Source organism: Pseudomonas sp. LBUM1679 (assembly GCF_059695565.1).
Genome location: NZ_CP166774.1, coordinates 1,817,970 through 1,836,573 on the forward strand (window position 1 = coordinate 1,817,970; position 18,604 = coordinate 1,836,573).

The window sequence follows — 18,604 nt, forward strand, 5'->3', positions numbered from 1 at the left end:
GACGATTTACAGACACGAATAAAGTGTCGAAATCAAACGGCAGCGGTGGTGCGCGGTGAATCTTCAAGGGTTCCTACACCCTGCCACCGCATTGGCGGTGACAGCGAAAGACTACCCATGGAACCCACTCCGCACCAGTTCATGCAAACCGCTAAAACTTGAAGGAAATCTCCGATGACTACGTCACGAAATTCCATTGGCCGTAAGACCCACTTCGCGAGCAAATCCCGCTCCAAAAAATCGACGCAAGCCCGCAAAAGCAAGGCTTGACCGCCACTGATCACAAAGCGGTCACAAAATACGTCAGGCTCAACAGCGAATTTCGAACCAACCTGCACCCGCAAAACAAGGCGCGGGAAACTGTACGGTGAATCAGTAAGAAATGAAGTCAGGCAAGGTCGGTTGAGCGAGTAGGAAAATTCGCTCAAGTTTAAAACCGACACTTCCTACACACCCATCAGAAGCGTCCTATTTCCAACTAATTCAACTTCACCAAAGCTTCCAACCCCCAGGACCAGGGTGGAAGCAAAGCCCTTCCTCTCGTCAACACTCAGACCAGGAAGGCCTGACCATGCCCAACCCCGTACGCATCTTCTTCGACCACAGCCGGCACAAGCTGCGCGTCCATAAATTCGACGCGAGCCTCGACGTCCTGGCCTTCCACGGCGAAGAACAGCTCAGCCAGCCATTCCACTACGTCGTGGAATTCACCTGCACCGAACAGGACCTCGCCGCCGACCAGTTGCTCAACCACGAGGCCCAGTTCAGCCTGCACCCCGTGCCGCGCAAGCTCACCTTCCTGACCAAGGACCTCAAGGTCAAACCGCTGCGCACCTTCAACGGGGTGATCACCGGCTTCAAACGCCTGTCCGGCTCCATCGACGAAGCCCGCTACGAAATCACCCTGCAACCGCGCCTGGCACTGCTCGGCCGCGGCCAGCAATTCCGCCTCTACCAACACCAGTCGGTGCCGCAAATCGTCGAACAGATCCTGCGCAGCCGGCACGACTTCCGGGGCGAGGATTTTTTCTTCAAGCTCACGCGCACCTACCCCAAACGCCTGCAAGTCATGCAATACGGCGAAAGCGACCTGGCCTTCATCGCTAGGCTGCTGGCCGAAGTCGGCATCTGGTACCGCTTCACCAGCGACGAACGCCTGAACATCGACGTCGTCGAATTCCGTGACGATCAGCTGCATTACCAGTCCGGCATCGAGCTGCCGTACCACTCACCCGCCGGTCTGAGCAGCAGCGAGCAGGACGGCGTCTGGGCCTTGCAAACCCAACACCAGGTGGTGGAACGCCAGGTCAACATCCGCACCTACCAGCACCGTGACGCCCGCGCTCACCTGGACGGCGAGATCGATCACACCCGCGGCGCGACCACCACCTACGGCGAGGCCTACCACTACGCCGAACCCTACACCGCCCTCGGCGACCGCTACCAGTTCTACGAAGACCTGCCGCCAGAAACCGGCTACTTCTACGCCCGCCTGCAACACGAGCGTTACCTCAACGAGCAGACCCGCCTCAGCGGCACCAGCAGCAGCGCCATCCTGGCCCCCGGCCAGAAGCTGATGATCTCCGGCGGCGCGCCCCAGGCCTTCGCCCCCGGCACGGTGATCACCCACCTCAGCACCCGCGCCGCCCGCGATGCCAGCTTCGAAGCCCGGTTCCAGGCCATCCCTTATTCGGAAAGCGTGTGCTTCCGCCCGCCACTGCAGCCCAAGCCGCAGATCGCCGGCACCGTCCCGGCCCGGGTCAGCAACCCGCAAAAACACGACCCCTACGCCGAAATCGACGTCGAAGGGCGCTACCGCGTGCAGTTCCTGTTCGACCGCGACACCTGGAAACCCGGCCAGGAAAGCATGTGGCTGCGCCTGGCCCGGCCCTACGCCGGCGACACCCACGGCCTGCATTTGCCCTTGATTGCCGGCACCGAAGTGGCGGTGGCCTTCGAGCAGGGCGACCCGGACCGCCCCTACATTGCCCACGCCCTGCACGACAGCCAGCACCCCGACCACGTGACCCTGCGTGCGCGCAATTACAAACGCAACGTGCTGCGTACGCCGGCCAACAACAAGCTGCGGATGGAGGACACTCGAGGGAAAGAGCACGTCAAGCTTAGTACCGAGCACAGTGGCAAGAGCCAGCTCAATCTGGGGCATCTGGTCGATGCTGAGCAGCAGAAGCGTGGCGAAGGGTTTGAACTGCGCACCGATGGTTGGGGGGCGATTCGGGCGGGGAAGGGGGTGTTCATCAGTGCCGATGAGCAGACCCAGGCACAGGGGAAAGTCCTCGAAATGAGCGCGGCCATCGGCCGCCTGCAACAGGCGGGCGAGCAACTGCAATCGCTCTCCGTCGATGCCCAGGCCAGTCAGGCCGATCCCGCCGACGTGACCGCGCAACTGAACCTGCTCCAGCAAGATCTGGAGCAACTCAAGTCGTCCGTGCTGCTGCTCAGCGCGCCCCAGGGCATCGCCCTCACCAGCGGCAAACACCTGCAACTGGCCGCGCAAAACAACCTGATGCTCAACGCCGGTGGCGAAGCCGCCCTCAGCGTGGTCAAGCGCCTATTCATGGGGGTGGGGCAGGGGTTGAGTGTGTTCGTGCGCAAGCTGGGCATCAAGCTGATCTCCAACCACGGACCGGTAAGCGTGCAAGCGCAAAACGACACGCTCGAACTGATGGCGCGTCATGGCCTGGCGATCACCAGTACCGAAGACGAAATCCACATCACCGCCAAGAAGAAAATCACCCTTAATGCCGGCGGCAGCTACATCACTCTGGATGCGTACAGCATCGAATCGGGCACGGTGGGTGATTACAACGTCAAATCCGCGGATTTCAACTACAGCGGCCCCGCCAGCATGAAGGCGACGCATCCGGAGTATTCGCAAAGCCTGGCCAAACAAATCCTGCGCCTCAGCGTGCCGCAAGCCCCCAACGCTCCCGACCAAGGCTGGGCGGGAATGCCCTACACGCTGTACGCAGACGGCGCCGTGCTCCAGCGAGGCGTGCTGGACAAGACCGGTCAGCTGTCGATCGACCATCAAGTCGTCACCCGCGGATACCGCCTGGATCTGGCCAACGGTCTGCGATTCCAGATTCCTGTACCCACCGAGTACCGCAACGCCGAGCAAGCACACCTGGCCAACAAAGGCCTGCAAAACCACCCCTCGCAAACCGACCCCGAGGTGAGCCAGCCCACCTCGCACACCGACCACCGCGCGCTGTATGCAGCGGTTATTGAAGGAACAAGTGACCAGGAAGGGAACACACAATGAATCACCCCGACATCGTCTCACCCGTCGCACTGCAGCACACCAACGAGGTGACCTGCATCTCACCCTGGTATGTGCAGAACACCGAATACCATCCCGTAAAGGCCACCTATCGTCCCTTGATCAATGGCGAAGAAACCTTCAAGGCCGTGCACCTGGCTATCGCGGCGGCCACGAAATCCATCGACATCATCTGTTGGGGATTTCAGCCGTCGATGTACTTTATCCGCGACGATGAAAAGGCGCTGAACATCGGCGCGCTGCTCATGGACAAAGCCAAAGCAGGTGTCGAGGTTCGTATACTGGGCTGGGAGATGCCGTTCAATACCGCCGGTGTGGGCGACGAGGCCAATCTGCCTGGTAAAGGTCCATTCCGCATTCAGGACCGGGCAATGCAACCTTCCACGGATGACCAGTACGCCAAAGACCGCGAATGGTTTGCCAGATGCGCGTTCACCGACCACCTGGCCCCTGCCATCCGCGTAGCTCGCAACGTGCCGGTGTTCGTCAGTCGCGGCTTCAATCTGTTTGAAAGGGCCGAAGTGGCCCATCAGGCGAAATACAAAAGTCTCGACCCGCAGCTCAGCCTACTTACGCTTGCCACGCTGACGGCGACGGCAACCCACCATCAAAAGACTGTTTTGGTTGACTACGAACTGGCGGATCGCACCGTCGGTTTCGTCATGGGCCATAACATGCTCGACGAATACTGGGACACCGACGCGCACTCGGCGCTGAAGCGCGACAAGGGCGACAAACCTGAACCCAACGCCGGCCCGCGTGGCGATAAACCCCGCCAGGACATCTCCAGCCGGGTCAGCGGACCGATTCTGGAACACCTGCACCACAACTTCGCCACCGCCTGGCGCAAGGAAACTGGCGAGGACTTGCTCGCCTCCCGCCAGGCCATGCAGGTGGGACCCAAACTCCAATGCACCGCCGGTGAAATCCGCCAGTTGGCGCAGCTCGTGCGGACCCAGCCCCAGGAAGGCAAACGCGATATCGAGCGGCTATACCTGCAAGCCGTCAACAACGCCACCCAGTTCATCTACATCGAGAATCAGTATTTTCGCTGGCCACCCCTGGCCGAACTGATCAAATCCGTCGCCGCCCGCCATACCCAGGCCGGGAAGGACCCCGGCGAACACGGCCATTTGCATCTGTTCGTGATCACCAACGCCGACGAGTCCGGCATTGGCCCGGGCTCCTTGAACACGCAACGCATGCTCGAAAGCCTCGGACGTGGCGACACCATTCCGAATCTGACGAAGCTGCAACGTATTGAGAAAGCAAAAGCCCAATCAGCGGCACTGGCGCCAACTCTGGGTGAACTCGTCGAAAAACAGGCCCTGCTTACGCTGACCAGTCTCACTGATGCGTTGGGAGGAACCGATATCAACGATAAAGCCAGGGAAGCTCAGCGGGACACCGCCAGGGCCAATGAGTGGCGCCAGGACTCACTTAGAGACGAAATCGAGGCGATCGAGAAGGAGCCCGTTGTAGCAAACCGGGATATTCCTGGCTTGAAGGTTCATGTGTGCTCGCTGGTCGCCCCTGACTCACCCGCAGGTAAAAAATGGATGCCGGTGTACATCCACTCCAAGTTGATGATCGTGAATGACGTGTTCACCACTCATGGCTCAGCCAACATCAACACCCGCAGCATGCAGGTCGATAGCGAGCTGAATATTGCTCATGAGTGGGCGAGTGTGACGCGGGCGTTGCGCAGACGGTTGTGGGATCTGCATACGAAGAAAAGGGGAGCGCAGGATGATCCGGCTGAGGCGTTCGTTGCCTGGCAGGACATCATCATCCGGAACCAACGACGGCAAAAAGCCTGGGCTACACCCGGTGCGTCTCTCGTCGAGTTTTATTACGGCGAAACGAAGCTGAAGAACCTCGACTGATGCGCCGCATCCTCCTGTTTTCATACCTGCTGCTGGCTGCTTGTGATGACGGTAGCGTCTCTACTCACTCGATCAAGGACACCTACGTGAATCCGCTCACCGAGATCAAAGCCAATCTGGCCTTTACCTGTGTGCACGAAAATATCCCCACGACCACGGTCGAAGCCGATGTTTTATTTCAGTACGCGCGCTGGCTGCAAAAAAACAATCAACTCAAACAGGATACAAGTGTCAATTCTGAAATCGAGCGGCTGTACCGCATCGCCAGCGAGAACGACCATTATAAAGCCAATATCAACCTGCAGAACGGCGCGATAAGTGGCCATTTCAGACTCCGTGGTGAGGAGCAACTGCGCATGAGCCAGCAACTGATCGACGCGGGTGTAGCAACGGGGTATTACCTCGTAGGCATCCTCTTAGATAAGGGCTCAGCTGGATTGAAGCAAGATACTGAGATGTCGCTGCGTTATTTCCGCAAGGCCGCTGATCAGGGCAACCCACAAGCTCAGTACTATGTCGGCGACAAGCTCGAACCAATCAATATCGCCCCGAAAATTGCAATGCAGATGTATCGCTGCGCCGCAGAGCAGGGCAATGGCGAAGCGGCGACTGTCCTGGGTGTTTACATGTCGGAGATTGGCCAGTATCAAGAAGGACTTGAAGCATTCCAACTCGGGGTGGCTGCAGGTGACGAAAGCTCTGCCTCCTACTTGAGCAAAGGCTTCCTTGGTCCTCAGCCGGATGATTGGTTGTACTACCTTGGTCAACAGGAAGACCTTGAGCGCGCTGAGCGTTACAAGAAAATCTGGAGGGTGCTCGCAAACTATTCCTACGCCAATCCTACGGTCCCCGAAATCAACGAAATCCTCCCCTTACCACCCGCCAAGCTGCCCGCCTGGGACGGCAAACTCCAATGGCTCGAAGCACGCCTCGCCAACGTCTCACCGCAAAAGCCCAGCGAGGCACTGATCCAGCAACTGGCCAAGGCCAAGAGCCTCGACCCTTCTACTGGTCGGCCGACGCCAGACTCACCCGCCTTCATCCAGGCCACATACCCCTGGCCAACCTGCGAGAGCGGCCAAGCCTGCCCGCAGTCCGGTTACTGGAAAGCCGAACCGTTCTACCATTTTCGCGCGAGCATCCAGGGAACCCCTATCCGCCGTTTCAAACAGGGCGAGATGATGCCAACCCAGGAGGTCACGAGGTACCAACGCCGTTTCTTGCTAGCCGACCGAATCACGGTTGAAGTGGAAAACGTCAGTTGGAGACTGTTCGGTGAGGTCTAGGTGAAGTTACGGCGTATTGAACAGCGGAAGCGGATCATCCCTTTGCTGACTTGCCTGCATGCCTCAGGTGCAGACCAGTCAGTGGGTTTGTCGACTCCAGCATGAAGCCGCCACCTACCGACGGGCAATCGAAGCGCATCTACTCTGAACGCACATAAAAAAGCCACCTGCGAAGGTGGCTTTTCATTACAAGCAGCTCAGGACCTATCAGTAAGCCTTGCCAGTCTTGTAGAAGTTTTCGAAGCAGAAGTTGGTCGCGTCGATGTAGCCCTCGGCGCCGCCGCAGTCGAAACGCTTGCCCTTGAACTTGTAGGCCATCACGCAGCCGTTTTGCGCCTGCTTCATCAGGGCGTCGGTGATCTGGATTTCACCACCCTTGCCTGGCTCGGTCTGTTCGATCAGGTCGAAGATGTCCGGGGTCAGGATGTAGCGACCGATGATCGCCAGGTTCGATGGCGCGTCTTCCGGCTTTGGCTTCTCGACCATGCTGTGCACGCGGTAGATGTCGTCGCGGATCATTTCGCCGGCAATCACGCCGTACTTGTGGGTTTCCTGCGGATCAACTTCCTGGATGGCGACGATCGAGCAGCGGAACTGCTTGTACAGCTTGACCATCTGGGTCAATACGCCGTCACCGTCGAGGTTGACGCACAAGTCATCCGCCAGGACCACGGCGAAAGCTTCGTCGCCGATCAGTGGGCGGCCGGTCAGGATCGCGTGGCCCAGGCCTTTCATTTCGGTCTGGCGCGTGTAGGAGAACGAGCAGTTGTCGAGCAGCTTGCGGATGCCGACCAGGTACTTTTCCTTGTCGGTGCCCTTGATCTGGTGTTCCAGCTCGTAGCTGATGTCGAAGTGGTCTTCCAGGGCACGTTTACCGCGACCGGTGACGATGGAGATTTCGGTCAACCCGGCTTCCAGTGCTTCTTCGACGCCGTACTGGATCAGTGGCTTGTTCACTACCGGCAACATTTCCTTAGGCATGGCCTTCGTCGCTGGGAGGAAGCGAGTGCCGTAACCGGCTGCTGGGAACAGGCATTTTTTGATCATGTGAGTCCTTGATTGGTGGTGCATCCATATTTTCGGCGCAGTCTAATCAGACTAAAGACTCGTTACAACGCCCGATGCTGACTAACTGACTGTCTTTATAGAAAAAATTTCCACCGATAGTTATGAGGCCGCTGTCAACAGCGCCGCGCCGGCGTCCCCAGACCACTGCATAAGGATTAAAAGCGATGATTTCTAATCATGAGGTACCTTCCGCTGTAGTTGAGGGGGCGCTCGGATTTAAGATGGTCAACCCGATGATAACTCGGATTTGCAAAGTAGACACTCAGGCAGGGGCCTTGGTACTTCGACGAGTAACACTCTACGTTGTTGGCTAGGCATGACCTTCACGAACATATGACATCACTATCGGTATACTCCTATCCTTTCCGTTTTCTAGGTTTGGTCGTCATGGTGAATCGCCGACAATTGTTAAAGATCAGCGCACTCGGCACCGCTTCATTCGCGGCTCCGGCAGCTTACCCTGTGAGCGGGATAACCATGAGCTACAACACCCGAAACCCGATTGGCAGCACCGATGCACGCGACCTATCGGACAACGCGAAGTGCTTCGACCACTTCACGAATGGTGGAAGCCCGACGTTTAAGGATCGTTTGGGTAGCGAGCGCAAAAGCATTTCAGGTATGGAATCGGAATTCGGTGTTGCTCAGACGTCCCGGGCAGATGCGTTTGCTCATGGTCAGCGAGAGAACGAGAGTCGCTTTCAAGCATTTCTGACGGCCTCCGGCTATCAGCAACTTGGAGATTACGACGATGGTCCTCTAACTGTCACAAATAGGAACCAGGTTTTCGCCAAAGAGAGAGAGTTCTGGCGTGCTTCGCCGTTGCTTATATTGCCGTACGATACGCTCAATGACTGGTCTATTGATCGCGACAAATTTGTACCGATCGGTGATGCGATCATTAGACAGGAGTTGGCTGATAGATCCGATCCGACCAAAGGGGCTGCAATAGTCGGGCGGGCTATCCGCACTGTCAAATCCATAAAAAAAGTGGGTGGTGGCAATGGTGAGTTGCAGTCTTTGCTCGGCCGTTTTGATGGGGAGACGGTCCACATAGAGGGATTCTGGGATACAAGTCCAGGCTTGGGGGGAGGGGCTTTCCGCTGGTTTGAACAGTCTTGCACTGCCGAGGATGGTGGCACAATTTTCGCAGTAGTCGGAGTGCCAGTTGGCCGCTGGATTCGTCAGTTTGATGGTGAATGTGTGGACCCCACCTGGTTTGGTGCCCTAGGCAATGCGGTGAACGATACGGCTTCTCTGGCCGCAACATTTGCGACTAACTACCATGTGGCTTTTGCGGCCGGGGACTACCGGACCAGCGAAGTCATCCGCGTGAAAAAAGGGTCGAAAATTACCGGAGCGGGTGGGGGACGATTTACCGAAGACCCTTTTCGAACCACTTACATTCGCACCCTTTCAGATGCGAAGGTTCTTCTTGATCAATCCACTAGCACTTTCAACGGTCAAGAAGATGGCTTCTCGATCCAAGACTGTTACTTGGTGGCCGATCATTGCTTGCGGCAAAATGATCCGCTTGTCAATATTGCCGACGGAGGCAACTCTCCGTATTTAATGCGTCCGACTATCAAAGGATGCACGTTTCAGGCGCTTACAGCAGGAGTAGGAGTGGGCGTCTCTCTTTCAAAAGTGTTCAACGCGGTCATAACAGAGAACGAATTCCGGCAGTTCGATATTCATCTCATGTTGCAGGGATGCGATCTATGTGATGTGTATAATAATCGTTTTTCATCAATCTACAGTTTCGGAGTTTTGGAACTTTCGGTTGCAAGCTTTGGAAGTCAGACGACAATTCGGCACAACGACATGGTATTTGGTGCGAAGTCGAACTCTATATTCATCAAGTCGACGAGTCGACACGCGCGAATTCAAGATAACTACATGGAGCAAGGCACTGACAGGCCTGCGATCAAAGGTTTTATTGATGTCTCGCGTCTCGATGTTCCTGTATATGGGGTTAACGTCGTATCCTCTACGGCGTTTTCGTCCATTATCGTCGAGAACAACAGAATTGATGGTTTCTCGAAGGTGACAGATTGGGTTTACCGTATTGAGCCTTCTGGAAACTATACAAAGGTCTGTGATGTAAATACCTCTGGGCGGCCACCCGTTGAGCCTGCGCGTGCCTTGACCATTGTCGGCGGCTACCTGCCGATTGGTGTCCCTGTAACAGGTGCCACGCTATGTCACCACGACATAAGTGTTCCTTTGCAACAGAACGTGTCGATGACGACGTTTCAGGTCGCACCATTGGAGGCGTTCCAAGGGGTTGTAAGTATAAAATCAAATAATATTCTTAGCCTTAATCAATTCTCTCTGAAACGTAACAATATGCACCAGGAAGCTTTGCTAGCTCAAAACAGTCTGGTAATTCTTCCATCGCTTTTGGACTATTTTCACCTGATCTTACCCCCGGTGGATAACTTAATGAATGTGTGGTTAGCCAGAGGGAGTACCTACAGATGTACGGTGGTCGCGAGAGCGACTGAAGCGACTCAATCGTTAGAGGTTTTGCCAATCGCTGGAACTTCAGGCAGCGGTGCACCCGGTGATTTCAAGCTTACCAGCCAGTATCAGCAGTACACGCTGAACGTGTTAGGGCAGGATATAAACACCTTGTGCGGAGTCGCGTTGCGGCGGCCTGCCGGAGCTATCGGGAACATTCATATTCAGTCGATCAGCTTCGAAAAATTGTAATTGTCAAGTTGTTAATTGAGTGTGCTAGGCAGGCTTTATATTAGCCTGCTTTAGTATTTTATAGATGCAGGTATCCAAAACAAAGAGAGATGTCGTGTGAAACCAGTTGCCAACTCCTCAGGTGCCATATTCAAGCCCAAAAGATTTATGATATAGAGAGCTGGGGGAACTATCTTCCTTGCAATAGCGGTTTGTCAGTAAAAATTTTTGTGACTGTTAACCGCTATCGCGAGCAAGATCGATTCCATAGGGGAGGCATTTTATTTACCAATCAATCAAAACGTTGCGATATAACCAATGATGCTTTCTTGAGTCTTGCATTCATGTAACCACGCCAAACCAAAATAGCCACCATCCCGCACAAAACTCCTAATGCGTTGGCTAACATGTCACCCCAAGACGCAGTGCGCATTGGCATTAAGCTCTGCTCCAGCTCTATCGCTATCGAACCCATCAGCGGCCAGAAAAACAACCAAATCAGCCGAGTGCTGGGAAACGCCAAAAAGGCGCTCATCGTCAGACAAGCGAATCCCGCCCAGTGATGCAGCTTGTCCTGATTTTCGAATACCTGCGGCACCGGTTCGCCGCGCATGCCGGCGAAACACAGCACCAGCAGGATCACGAAAAACGCCAGCTTGGGCAGGATGCGCAGAGTCCGCTGTTTCATTCTGTGACCTTGTAGAAGTTGTTGTGGAACAGGTCGATGTTGCGTCGCTCCGTCAGCGAGTACAGCGAATAGCTGCGAGCCAGTGCAGCGCCACCATCTCGGGTCAGCGGTGACCAGGCCAATGAGGCCCGGCGGGTGGTGGAACTGGACATCAATTCGTCGAACGGAATCGAGAAGTAAATGCCCTTGCCGAAACTACCCTCGCCGTATTCTTCCTCGGTCGCATTGGTGACCGTCACCCAACCACCAAACCGCACGCCATTGCTGAACTCACGGGACAGATCTAGGGTGACCCCCAGATCCTTGGCCAGGTAGCGCCCGACACTGAGTGCCCCGAGGATGTCCTGGAACGAACTGCGGTAGTAAAGCGTGGCATTACCGGTGATCGTACTGTAGTCACGCAGCCCGAAGCCTTGATCGAAATCGCGCTGCTTGACCCAGTTCATGTCCACACCCACGGCCCAGCGCTCGCCCATCGGACGGTACAGCGCTTCACCGCCGACGCCGGCGAACATCGACTCCAGATAACCGCCGTAGAGCATGCCATACAGGTCCTGGTCCAGCTGTTTGACCTTGTTCATCTGGAAGGTCGGCATCGTGACTTCCGACGTCGTCATGTACTGACGCAGGTCGGTCCGCACACGCGGCAGGCCGCTGGGGGCGTCGTATTTGAACTTGTCATAGTTGTTCGCCAGGTTGGCGCTCAGGGTGCCGCTCCACCACAAATCAGGCTGGAATCGATACTCGGCGCTCAGGTCCGCACTGAACTGGTACAACAGGAACCCGTCGGGGCCACCGACGTTCTGTTTGTAGCCAAGGCCCAGGCCATAGGTGAACGGATCCGGCTTCTGCGCGAACAGGGTCTTTTCCTGATGCGGCACAGGGACATTCTGCTCGGTGACCCGGCGCAGGTCTTCCACCGGACGGTCTTCCTGAACCACTTCACGGAAAGTGTCCCGCGGCAGGCTGACTTCCTCGATCGGCAGGCTGTAGCGCGTGTCGACCAGGGTGAACCAGTCGATCTTGTCGTTGACGCTGTTATCGAGAATGCGCGAGGCGCGGCCGACGGCTTTCGGGGTATGGAAATAGCGGCCCTGTTCGCCATAGACGATCAGCTCGGAATCGCGTTGGGTGATGCGCGAGACGGTATAGCCTGCGTTGTTCTGCAAACGCTTGGCGACACCGGCCCATTGAACGTCGGAGGGCGCGGTTGTTGGTTTGACATCCGGCACGGGTTCGGGTTTCGGGTCGAAGCTTTTGGTTGGTGCTTTGCGGGTGGCGAAGTTGGTGTGCAGGGTGATGCCGAACATCGCGGTGTTGCCACGTTCCCAAGCGGCGTGTAGGTCGACCGAGTCGTTCGCCTTGAATACCAGTCCGAGGTTGATTGGGGAATCCTGGACCTGGTTGTTGTTCTGGGGCTCGTGCTGGTAGTCATTGCCTTCGTATTCCAGCTTCAATGACAGCGGATCCCAAGGGGTTTGGTAGGTCACGCCGCCGAAGAAGGAAGGGGAGCCGCGGAAGTAGGTGTTTCCGTTAAAGTTACCCGCTTCGCTGGAAACTGGTCGTTCATCGAACTTGTCATTTAGTCGGCCCAACGGATTGTCGATATCGCCACGGTTGCCGATATAACCCCAGGCCATGCCTAAGCTTAAGTCTAAATTGCCAAGGCGTTTGTTACCGACAAAATATTCGCTGGAGAACAGGCCGGTACCACCAATGTCCCGCGCGCCTAGTGCAACCTCCGGTATCCAGTGGCTTTCCTCAAGCAAGCGGACCTTGGCGTCGATCGCCTTGTCCTTATAGCTTTGACTTCCGCTCAAGGATTCCGGGCCATAATCGCGGTTGCTGATCGAGGTGTAACGGAATGACCCTTCCAACCAATCGAAGGGCTGAAAGGACACGCTGTAGCGACTGTAGGGATCTGTACGGCTGGCAGTCAAAGACAACTCACCAGCAGGTGCCATGCGCGCGCTAGGTGTCTGCAATAGACCTACCCCACCAAAGTCGCTCTGGGTGTAGCGCGGCTCGGCCGCTACCCAAGTGCAGCAACCGAGCAACAGGCAAGGGATCAAATGATACTTCATGGCTTCACCTCCAGCAGCGGCTGGGTGGCGATGAAAGCGGCCAGTTCAGTGTTCAGGTCAGGCGTAGGATCGCCCTTGGCGCTACTGCGCAGCGGCACATAAATACGTGCTCCCGGCGCGGGTGGTACTGATTTGGTTTCGTTCCAAAGCGCAATGCCTTCCTGGAAAACGCGCCCATCCGGCTGGATGACAAAGAGCTGATCAGCGTCGGCACCAGGATCGTGCGGACAGCTTTTCAGATAGCTGATAGCCGGCTGCAAAGGCTTGTACGACAGCTCGCATTCACTCAGCACCGCACCCACAACCGTTACTGTGGTAGGACGGGGAGGGTACAGCAGCACATCACCATTGCTCAGATAGGGGTTGTCACTACGGTTCAGTTCAACCCGCACCGGATCAAGTTGAGCCACCCTGCGCCCGGTCACTGGCATGGCTTGCACTTTGTCGCTGAGGCGCGCGGCGAGTGCCGCCAACCCGGTCTCGTCATCCTGCAGCGCGTTGCTTCGCACGGCTGCAAGATCAAACAGTACGCCCAACTTCAGGCGCTCCTGCGCATCGCGTAGCGGGACATGCAACCACGCAGCCCCGAGCAGGTAAGCCTTCGGATTAACCTGGGCTGGCAGCAAAACATCATGCAGGCGCATGCCTTCCTGGAACGAGTAAGGGCCGGGTTTTGCGGCATCGCCCTGCACAGTGACTAGCGAGTCAGCATTTACGGCAAACGTCAAGAACAGGCTGCAGCAAAGCAGCCAGGAGGAACGAAAAATCATTGCACTACCGGCTTATTCGGGCGCACTTGAACAATGCGTAGGGGCAATTCGGGGGTCAGGTGCTGCACACTGGCCATGATGAAGCCGTCGGCAGGGTCGACCCAGTACTGGTTCCGCGCGGTAAAGCCCAGGCCGTCCATTGCGATCTCTTCGTCCACGCGCAATAACTCCACGTCGCGGTCGAGGATATGTACGATTTCCAGGCCTTTCTTCTCAAAGCGGCTGGTGAGGATCACGCCCATCCGATACCCGTCGGTAAAGTCCACCTGGCGACGGGTTTGCAGGCCATCGGCGATGCGGTGTAGACCGGTCTTGAAGGGGGATTCGCCATCAAAGCGGGTGCCATCCAGGTTGTCGTTAAAACCGACACTGCGGATGGCCAGGCCATCCTCAAGCATCAGGATCTGGCGACTCGAGGCCATCCAGAATCCAACACCATCCTGCAGACGCACCAACGCCATCACGGCTTCACCCGTAGGTGCCGCGATGGTGATCTGGTAGTACGGAGTCGCATCCACCTGCTGGCGGGTGAGTTCCAAAGGCACAGGTCCTTCGAAAGCGGCCTTGAGTGTGTCCATGGAAGCGGTCATCAACGGGTTGCAGGCGCTCACCAGCAAGGAGGCCACCGATAGGGCGGCCAGTCGCAGAAATTTCACGAGACTTCCAATTCTTAGTTTTCGCTGCCCATGTCATCTTGAATAGCGACACCGGTACGCAGCAGGTTGGCAGTTGGGAAAACCTGGCTGATAAAGCGGTTCCAGCGGGTGACATCGGCCGGGCCGACATAAACCACATCCTGCGGTTGCAGTTTGAAGTGCTGGGCAAGAGCGAACGCTGAAGGTGATTTGAGGTCGATCTGGAACACCTTGACCGGTTCATCCGCGAGATTCTCTACCCCACGGATCACATATACCTCTTTGCCGCTGGAGGTTTCCTGGCGCAAGCCGCCAACACTGCCGAGGGCGTCAGTGAGGTTCATGTTGCTACCCTTGAATACAAGGGGGCGTGCAGCTGTAACTTCACCCAGCAGATAGACCTTTTTCTGGTCGTTGTAGGGCAGATGCAATTGGTCGCCGTCTTTCAGGTACAGATTGTGCAGATTCGAGTTCTTACGATTGAGTGTATCGAGATCGATAACATATTCACGACCGTCGCGTTTGAGCACAAGCCCCGAAATATCAGCAGTAGCAACCTGAACCGAGCCCTGACCTACAGCGTCTAGCAGGCTTAGAGGTGTGTTGGTGATGGGCACCTGCCCGGTCTTGCCAAAAGCACCCGACAGTACAACTTTTTGGCTAACGAAGCGGAGAATGCTGACGTCTACCTGTGGTTCGGCAACAACCTTGGCCAAGCGCGAAGCAATGATCGATCGTAAATCCTCGATCGTTTTACCGGCAGCTTCGATGTTCCCAACATACGGATAGAAGAGCGTGCCGTCGGGGCGAACCAGGCGACCGTTTGCTTCAATTTGCTGTTGAGGACCCGATGGCGCAGTCAGCTCGGGGTGATCCCAAACTGTGATGTAAACCAAGTCGCCTGCACCAATTCGATACTCACTGGGCTGGTAGCGCAGCAGCTCGGGTGCAACAACGCTCGAATGGTCTGCTGCCGACTCGATGGCCACCAGTTTCGGTGTAATAGGGATCAACTCGATTCGGCTGCTTTCTGGAGAACCTTCTCGTACCAGATTGCCCGTGTCCATGTGCTGACCAGGGGAGAATATACAGCCTTGCAGGGTCAGGCCAACCAGCATGGCCAAGGGAAGCGCGCGATTCATTGTCGAAATTTGCTCGAAGGGAATAGGCAAAACAAAACCTCCCAGCAGGGCTGGGAGGTTAGCGTATCGAACTTTAAGCGGGGAACTATTACCGGGTGCCAGTTGTGCCAGTCGAGCCGGTGGTGCCGGTGGTTCCAGGTGTACCGTCGTTACCGCCACCGCCACTGCTGTTGGAGGCTGCGACGCCGATAGCCACAAGACCTGCACCAATGGCCAAACCAGTGCCAACTGTTACGGCACCTGCGATTGGCGTCGACAGGGACAAGCCCGAGGTCGCCTCAGGTGCCGTAGCGGTTGTGGTAGGGGCTTTTGCAGGTGCTGTTTCAGCTGCCATCAAAGGTAGGCTGATGGAGGTAATGAGGGCCAAGGCCAGTAGCTTTTTCATGTTCATGCTCCTTGAAAGGATAGTCCCTGGGGGGTATTTAGATTAAGGGTATTGCAGCGAGTGTATGTATTGCAAGCAGAGCTGTTGGTTTAGGGCTATTTGCGATTCGGTTTTTTCACCTCGGTATGCTGGATTGGGTGGACCTATGTGCGATGAGCCCACTAATCATGCCTCGAATTGAAACATCGAGAGGGAGGAGAGCTGTGAAATGAGTTCTACCCCTCAGCAGAAATTGATTCTGTAGCCCTGAGCATTGAGAAACTGCTGGGATAGTACAGCGACGCCGTAGAGGTCGATCTCGCTCAAATCAACTTTTCCCCAGCCAGCTCTGCCAGAACGTCTGCCAGCTCCTGCCGCCAGTCCGATTGCGTTATACCCTGCGTCTCTCGCAATTTCGAGCAATCCATTACCGACCAGGCTGGCCGCTTCGCTGGCGTAGGATATTCAGCCGAGTCGATGCCCCGTACCTGCGGTATTTTGGTTATTAATCCGTGCTGATGCCCTTGGCGGAAAATCTCCAGGGCAAATTCATGCCAGGTACAGGCCGGGGCTCCGCTGAAGTGATAGGTGCCCCAGTGCAGCGAACCCTGATCACGGTACTGCGTTGCCAGTTTCCACAAAGCGCGGGCGATGCTAGCAGCTGAAGTCGGGCAGCCCTGCTGATCGGCCACGACACTTAATTGATCCCGCTCACGACCCAGTCGCAACATGGTCTTGACGAAGTTATTGCCTTGAGCTGCGAACACCCAACTGGTACGCAGGATCATGTAGCGACTGCATTTCGCAGCCAACTCCAACTCACCCCCCAGCTTGCTCGCTCCGTACACCCCGGTAGGACCTGTAGAATCGCACTCCCGATAAGGTTCGCGGGCATCACCGGCAAACACATAATCTGTGGATATATGCAGTAGCGGGATACTCAGCCTTTCGGCGGCAACTGCGAGATGGGCGACACCATCGCGGTTAACCGCCCAGGCGCGCTCCATCTCGCTCTCGGCCTTGTCTACCGCTGTGTAGGCTGCAGCATTGATGATCAAGTCGGGCTGTAGTTCGGCAACCAACCCGGCTACTCGCTCCACATCGCTGATATCAAGTTCTGTCGAGCCCATCCCCACGTTGTCAAAACCTGGTGGCGCCAAGCGCATCAGTTCATGGCCAAGCTGACCTTGGACACCCGTAATCAATACGCGCATGCTCAAACCTCGTTGCTCAGCAGTTGGCGCAACGTGGGGTTGCACTGATCCTTGGCTGAAAGTTTCGGCGTCTCGATAGGCCATGGAATATTGACCTCAGGGTCATTCCAGATGAGCCCGCCTTCATCCTCGGGATAGTACAGATCGGTGCACTTGTACTGAAAATCCGCAACCTCGCTGAGCACGCAGAAACCGTGGGCGTAGCCTGGCGGCACCCAGAGCTGACGGTGGTTTTCATCGTTCAACTCGACGCCAACGAACTGACCACAGGTCGGTGAGTTGGGGTTGATATCCACCGCCACGTCATACACCGAGCCGCGACTGACGCTGACTAACTTGCCTTGCGGCCGAGTGCGCTGAAAGTGCAAGCCGCGCAGCACACCGCGCTGCGAGCGCGAGTGATTATCTTGCACAAAGGGCAACTCAATGCCCGCGTCGCGATAACGTTCGGTCTGAAAGCTTTCGAGAAAGAAGCCGCGCTGATCACCAAACACCTTTGGCTCAATGATCAGGACGCCCGCCAACGCTGTTTCAATGACCTTCATTAAGCATGCTCCTGCACCAGCAGACGTTGCAGATATTGCCCGTATCCGGTCTTGCTCAGCGCCTCGGCTTGGCGAGCCAACTGTTCAGCTGACAGCCAGCCTTGATGATAGGCAATCTCTTCCAGACAGGCGACTTTCAAGCCTTGGCGCGCCTCAATGGTGTGAACGAAGTGGCTAGCTTCCATCAGTGAGTCGTGGGTGCCGGTATCCAGCCAGGCAAAACCGCGCCCTAACAAACTCACATGCAAATCACCGCGCTGCAGATAAGCGTTGTTCACATCGGTGATTTCCAGTTCGCCACGAACAGAGGGCTTTACCTGCTTGGCAATTTCCACCACCGAGTTGTCGTAAAAATACAGGCCGGTGACTGCATAGTTGGATTTCGGCGTCTTGGGCTTTTCCTCAATGGAAATCGCCTTGTTATCCGCATCGAACTCAACTACGCCGAAACGCTCCGGGTCGCTGACGTGATAGCCGAACACGGTCGCACCGGTGCCACGACTGGCCGCCTCGTGAAGCATCGCGCTGAAGCCATAGCCATAAAAAATGTTGTCGCCGAGGATCAAGCAAACGTTGCTGTCACCAATAAAGGACTCACCGATCAAAAAGGCTTGAGCCAACCCGTCTGGTGAAGGCTGCTCGGCATAGCTGAGTTCAATACCAAACTCCGAACCATCACCCAGCAACTTGCGAAAGTTAGGCAAATCTTCTGGAGTAGAGATAATCAGCACCTCGCGGATGCCCGCTAGCATCAGCACCGACAACGGGTAATAGATCATCGGCTTGTCGTAAACCGGCAGCAGTTGCTTGGATACGCCACGGGTGATGGGATGCAGCCTGGTGCCGGACCCGCCGGCCAAGATGATGCCTTTCATATAGATGTCCTTCAAAAAAACGAATCAAATGGATTGCAGCGCGCGCCGT

Annotated in this window: 14 protein-coding genes; 4 read left to right on the top strand and 10 right to left on the bottom strand. The window is 56.2% G+C overall.

The features are described from left to right. Positions 1 to 571 precede the first annotated feature (571 nt). The 3 genes from ACA062_RS08410 to ACA062_RS08420 are packed head-to-tail and all read left to right on the top strand — an operon-like array spanning position 572 to position 6,476. Positions 572 to 3,286, top strand: coding sequence for a type VI secretion system Vgr family protein (locus ACA062_RS08410; protein ID WP_497455970.1), 2,715 nt, complete (start codon positions 572 to 574; stop codon positions 3,284 to 3,286). Continuing rightward, positions 3,283 to 5,190, top strand: a complete 1,908-nt coding sequence (locus ACA062_RS08415; protein ID WP_497455971.1) for a phospholipase — start codon at positions 3,283 to 3,285, stop codon at positions 5,188 to 5,190. The genes ACA062_RS08410 and ACA062_RS08415 overlap by 4 nt, the downstream gene beginning before the upstream one ends. Next, positions 5,190 to 6,476 (top strand): SEL1-like repeat protein, encoded by a 1,287-nt coding sequence (locus tag ACA062_RS08420; RefSeq protein WP_497455972.1) that lies wholly within the window; start codon positions 5,190 to 5,192, stop codon positions 6,474 to 6,476. Before ACA062_RS08415 ends, ACA062_RS08420 begins: the two co-directional genes overlap by 1 nt. Positions 6,477 to 6,683: 207 nt before the next feature. On the opposite strand, the gene galU is transcribed toward ACA062_RS08420, so the two are convergent. Then, the gene (gene galU / locus ACA062_RS08425) at positions 6,684 to 7,523 is read right to left on the bottom strand and encodes a UTP--glucose-1-phosphate uridylyltransferase GalU (protein ID WP_497455973.1); all 840 of its coding nucleotides are present in this window, start codon (positions 7,521 to 7,523) and stop codon (positions 6,684 to 6,686) included. Between the two features lie 498 nt (positions 7,524 to 8,021). On the opposite strand from galU, the gene ACA062_RS08430 reads away from it, so the two are divergent. After that, positions 8,022 to 10,259: a right-handed parallel beta-helix repeat-containing protein gene (locus ACA062_RS08430; protein ID WP_497455974.1), complete on the top strand. Its 2,238-nt coding sequence runs from the start codon at positions 8,022 to 8,024 to the stop codon at positions 10,257 to 10,259. 271 nt (positions 10,260 to 10,530) lie between these two features. On the opposite strand, the gene ACA062_RS08435 is transcribed toward ACA062_RS08430, so the two are convergent. The 9 genes from ACA062_RS08435 to rfbA form a co-directional block, all read right to left on the bottom strand. Then, positions 10,531 to 10,926, bottom strand: a complete 396-nt coding sequence (locus tag ACA062_RS08435; protein WP_497455975.1) for a VanZ family protein — start codon at positions 10,924 to 10,926, stop codon at positions 10,531 to 10,533. Further along, positions 10,923 to 13,010 carry a YjbH domain-containing protein gene (locus tag ACA062_RS08440; RefSeq protein ID WP_497455976.1) on the bottom strand — a complete coding sequence of 696 codons (2,088 nt, stop codon included), beginning with the start codon at positions 13,008 to 13,010 and terminating at the stop codon, positions 10,923 to 10,925. The genes ACA062_RS08435 and ACA062_RS08440 overlap by 4 nt, the downstream gene beginning before the upstream one ends. After that, positions 13,007 to 13,780: a capsule biosynthesis GfcC family protein gene (locus tag ACA062_RS08445; RefSeq protein ID WP_497455977.1), complete on the bottom strand. Its 774-nt coding sequence runs from the start codon at positions 13,778 to 13,780 to the stop codon at positions 13,007 to 13,009. The genes ACA062_RS08440 and ACA062_RS08445 overlap by 4 nt, the downstream gene beginning before the upstream one ends. Beyond that, a complete protein-coding gene (locus ACA062_RS08450; RefSeq protein ID WP_497455978.1) occupies positions 13,777 to 14,436 on the bottom strand; it encodes a YjbF family lipoprotein in 660 nt (219 codons plus the stop codon). The genes ACA062_RS08445 and ACA062_RS08450 overlap by 4 nt, the downstream gene beginning before the upstream one ends. 14 nt (positions 14,437 to 14,450) lie before the next feature. Then, on the bottom strand, positions 14,451 to 15,557 hold the full coding sequence (locus ACA062_RS08455) for a polysaccharide biosynthesis/export family protein (RefSeq protein WP_497457381.1): 1,107 nt from the start codon (positions 15,555 to 15,557) through the stop codon (positions 14,451 to 14,453). An 88-nt stretch (positions 15,558 to 15,645) separates the two neighbouring features. After that, positions 15,646 to 15,942 (bottom strand): hypothetical protein, encoded by a 297-nt coding sequence (locus ACA062_RS08460; RefSeq protein ID WP_497455979.1) that lies wholly within the window; start codon positions 15,940 to 15,942, stop codon positions 15,646 to 15,648. Between the two features lie 302 nt (positions 15,943 to 16,244). Next, on the bottom strand, positions 16,245 to 17,135 hold the full coding sequence (gene rfbD, locus ACA062_RS08465) for a dTDP-4-dehydrorhamnose reductase (protein WP_497455980.1): 891 nt from the start codon (positions 17,133 to 17,135) through the stop codon (positions 16,245 to 16,247). A gap of 2 nt (positions 17,136 to 17,137) precedes the next feature. After that, positions 17,138 to 17,680 (bottom strand): dTDP-4-dehydrorhamnose 3,5-epimerase, encoded by a 543-nt coding sequence (rfbC, locus tag ACA062_RS08470; protein WP_497455981.1) that lies wholly within the window; start codon positions 17,678 to 17,680, stop codon positions 17,138 to 17,140. Next, entirely contained in the window at positions 17,680 to 18,555 is an 876-nt protein-coding gene (gene rfbA / locus ACA062_RS08475; protein ID WP_497455982.1) for a glucose-1-phosphate thymidylyltransferase RfbA, read from the bottom strand. The genes rfbC and rfbA overlap by 1 nt, the downstream gene beginning before the upstream one ends. Positions 18,556 to 18,604: the final 49 nt, after the last annotated feature.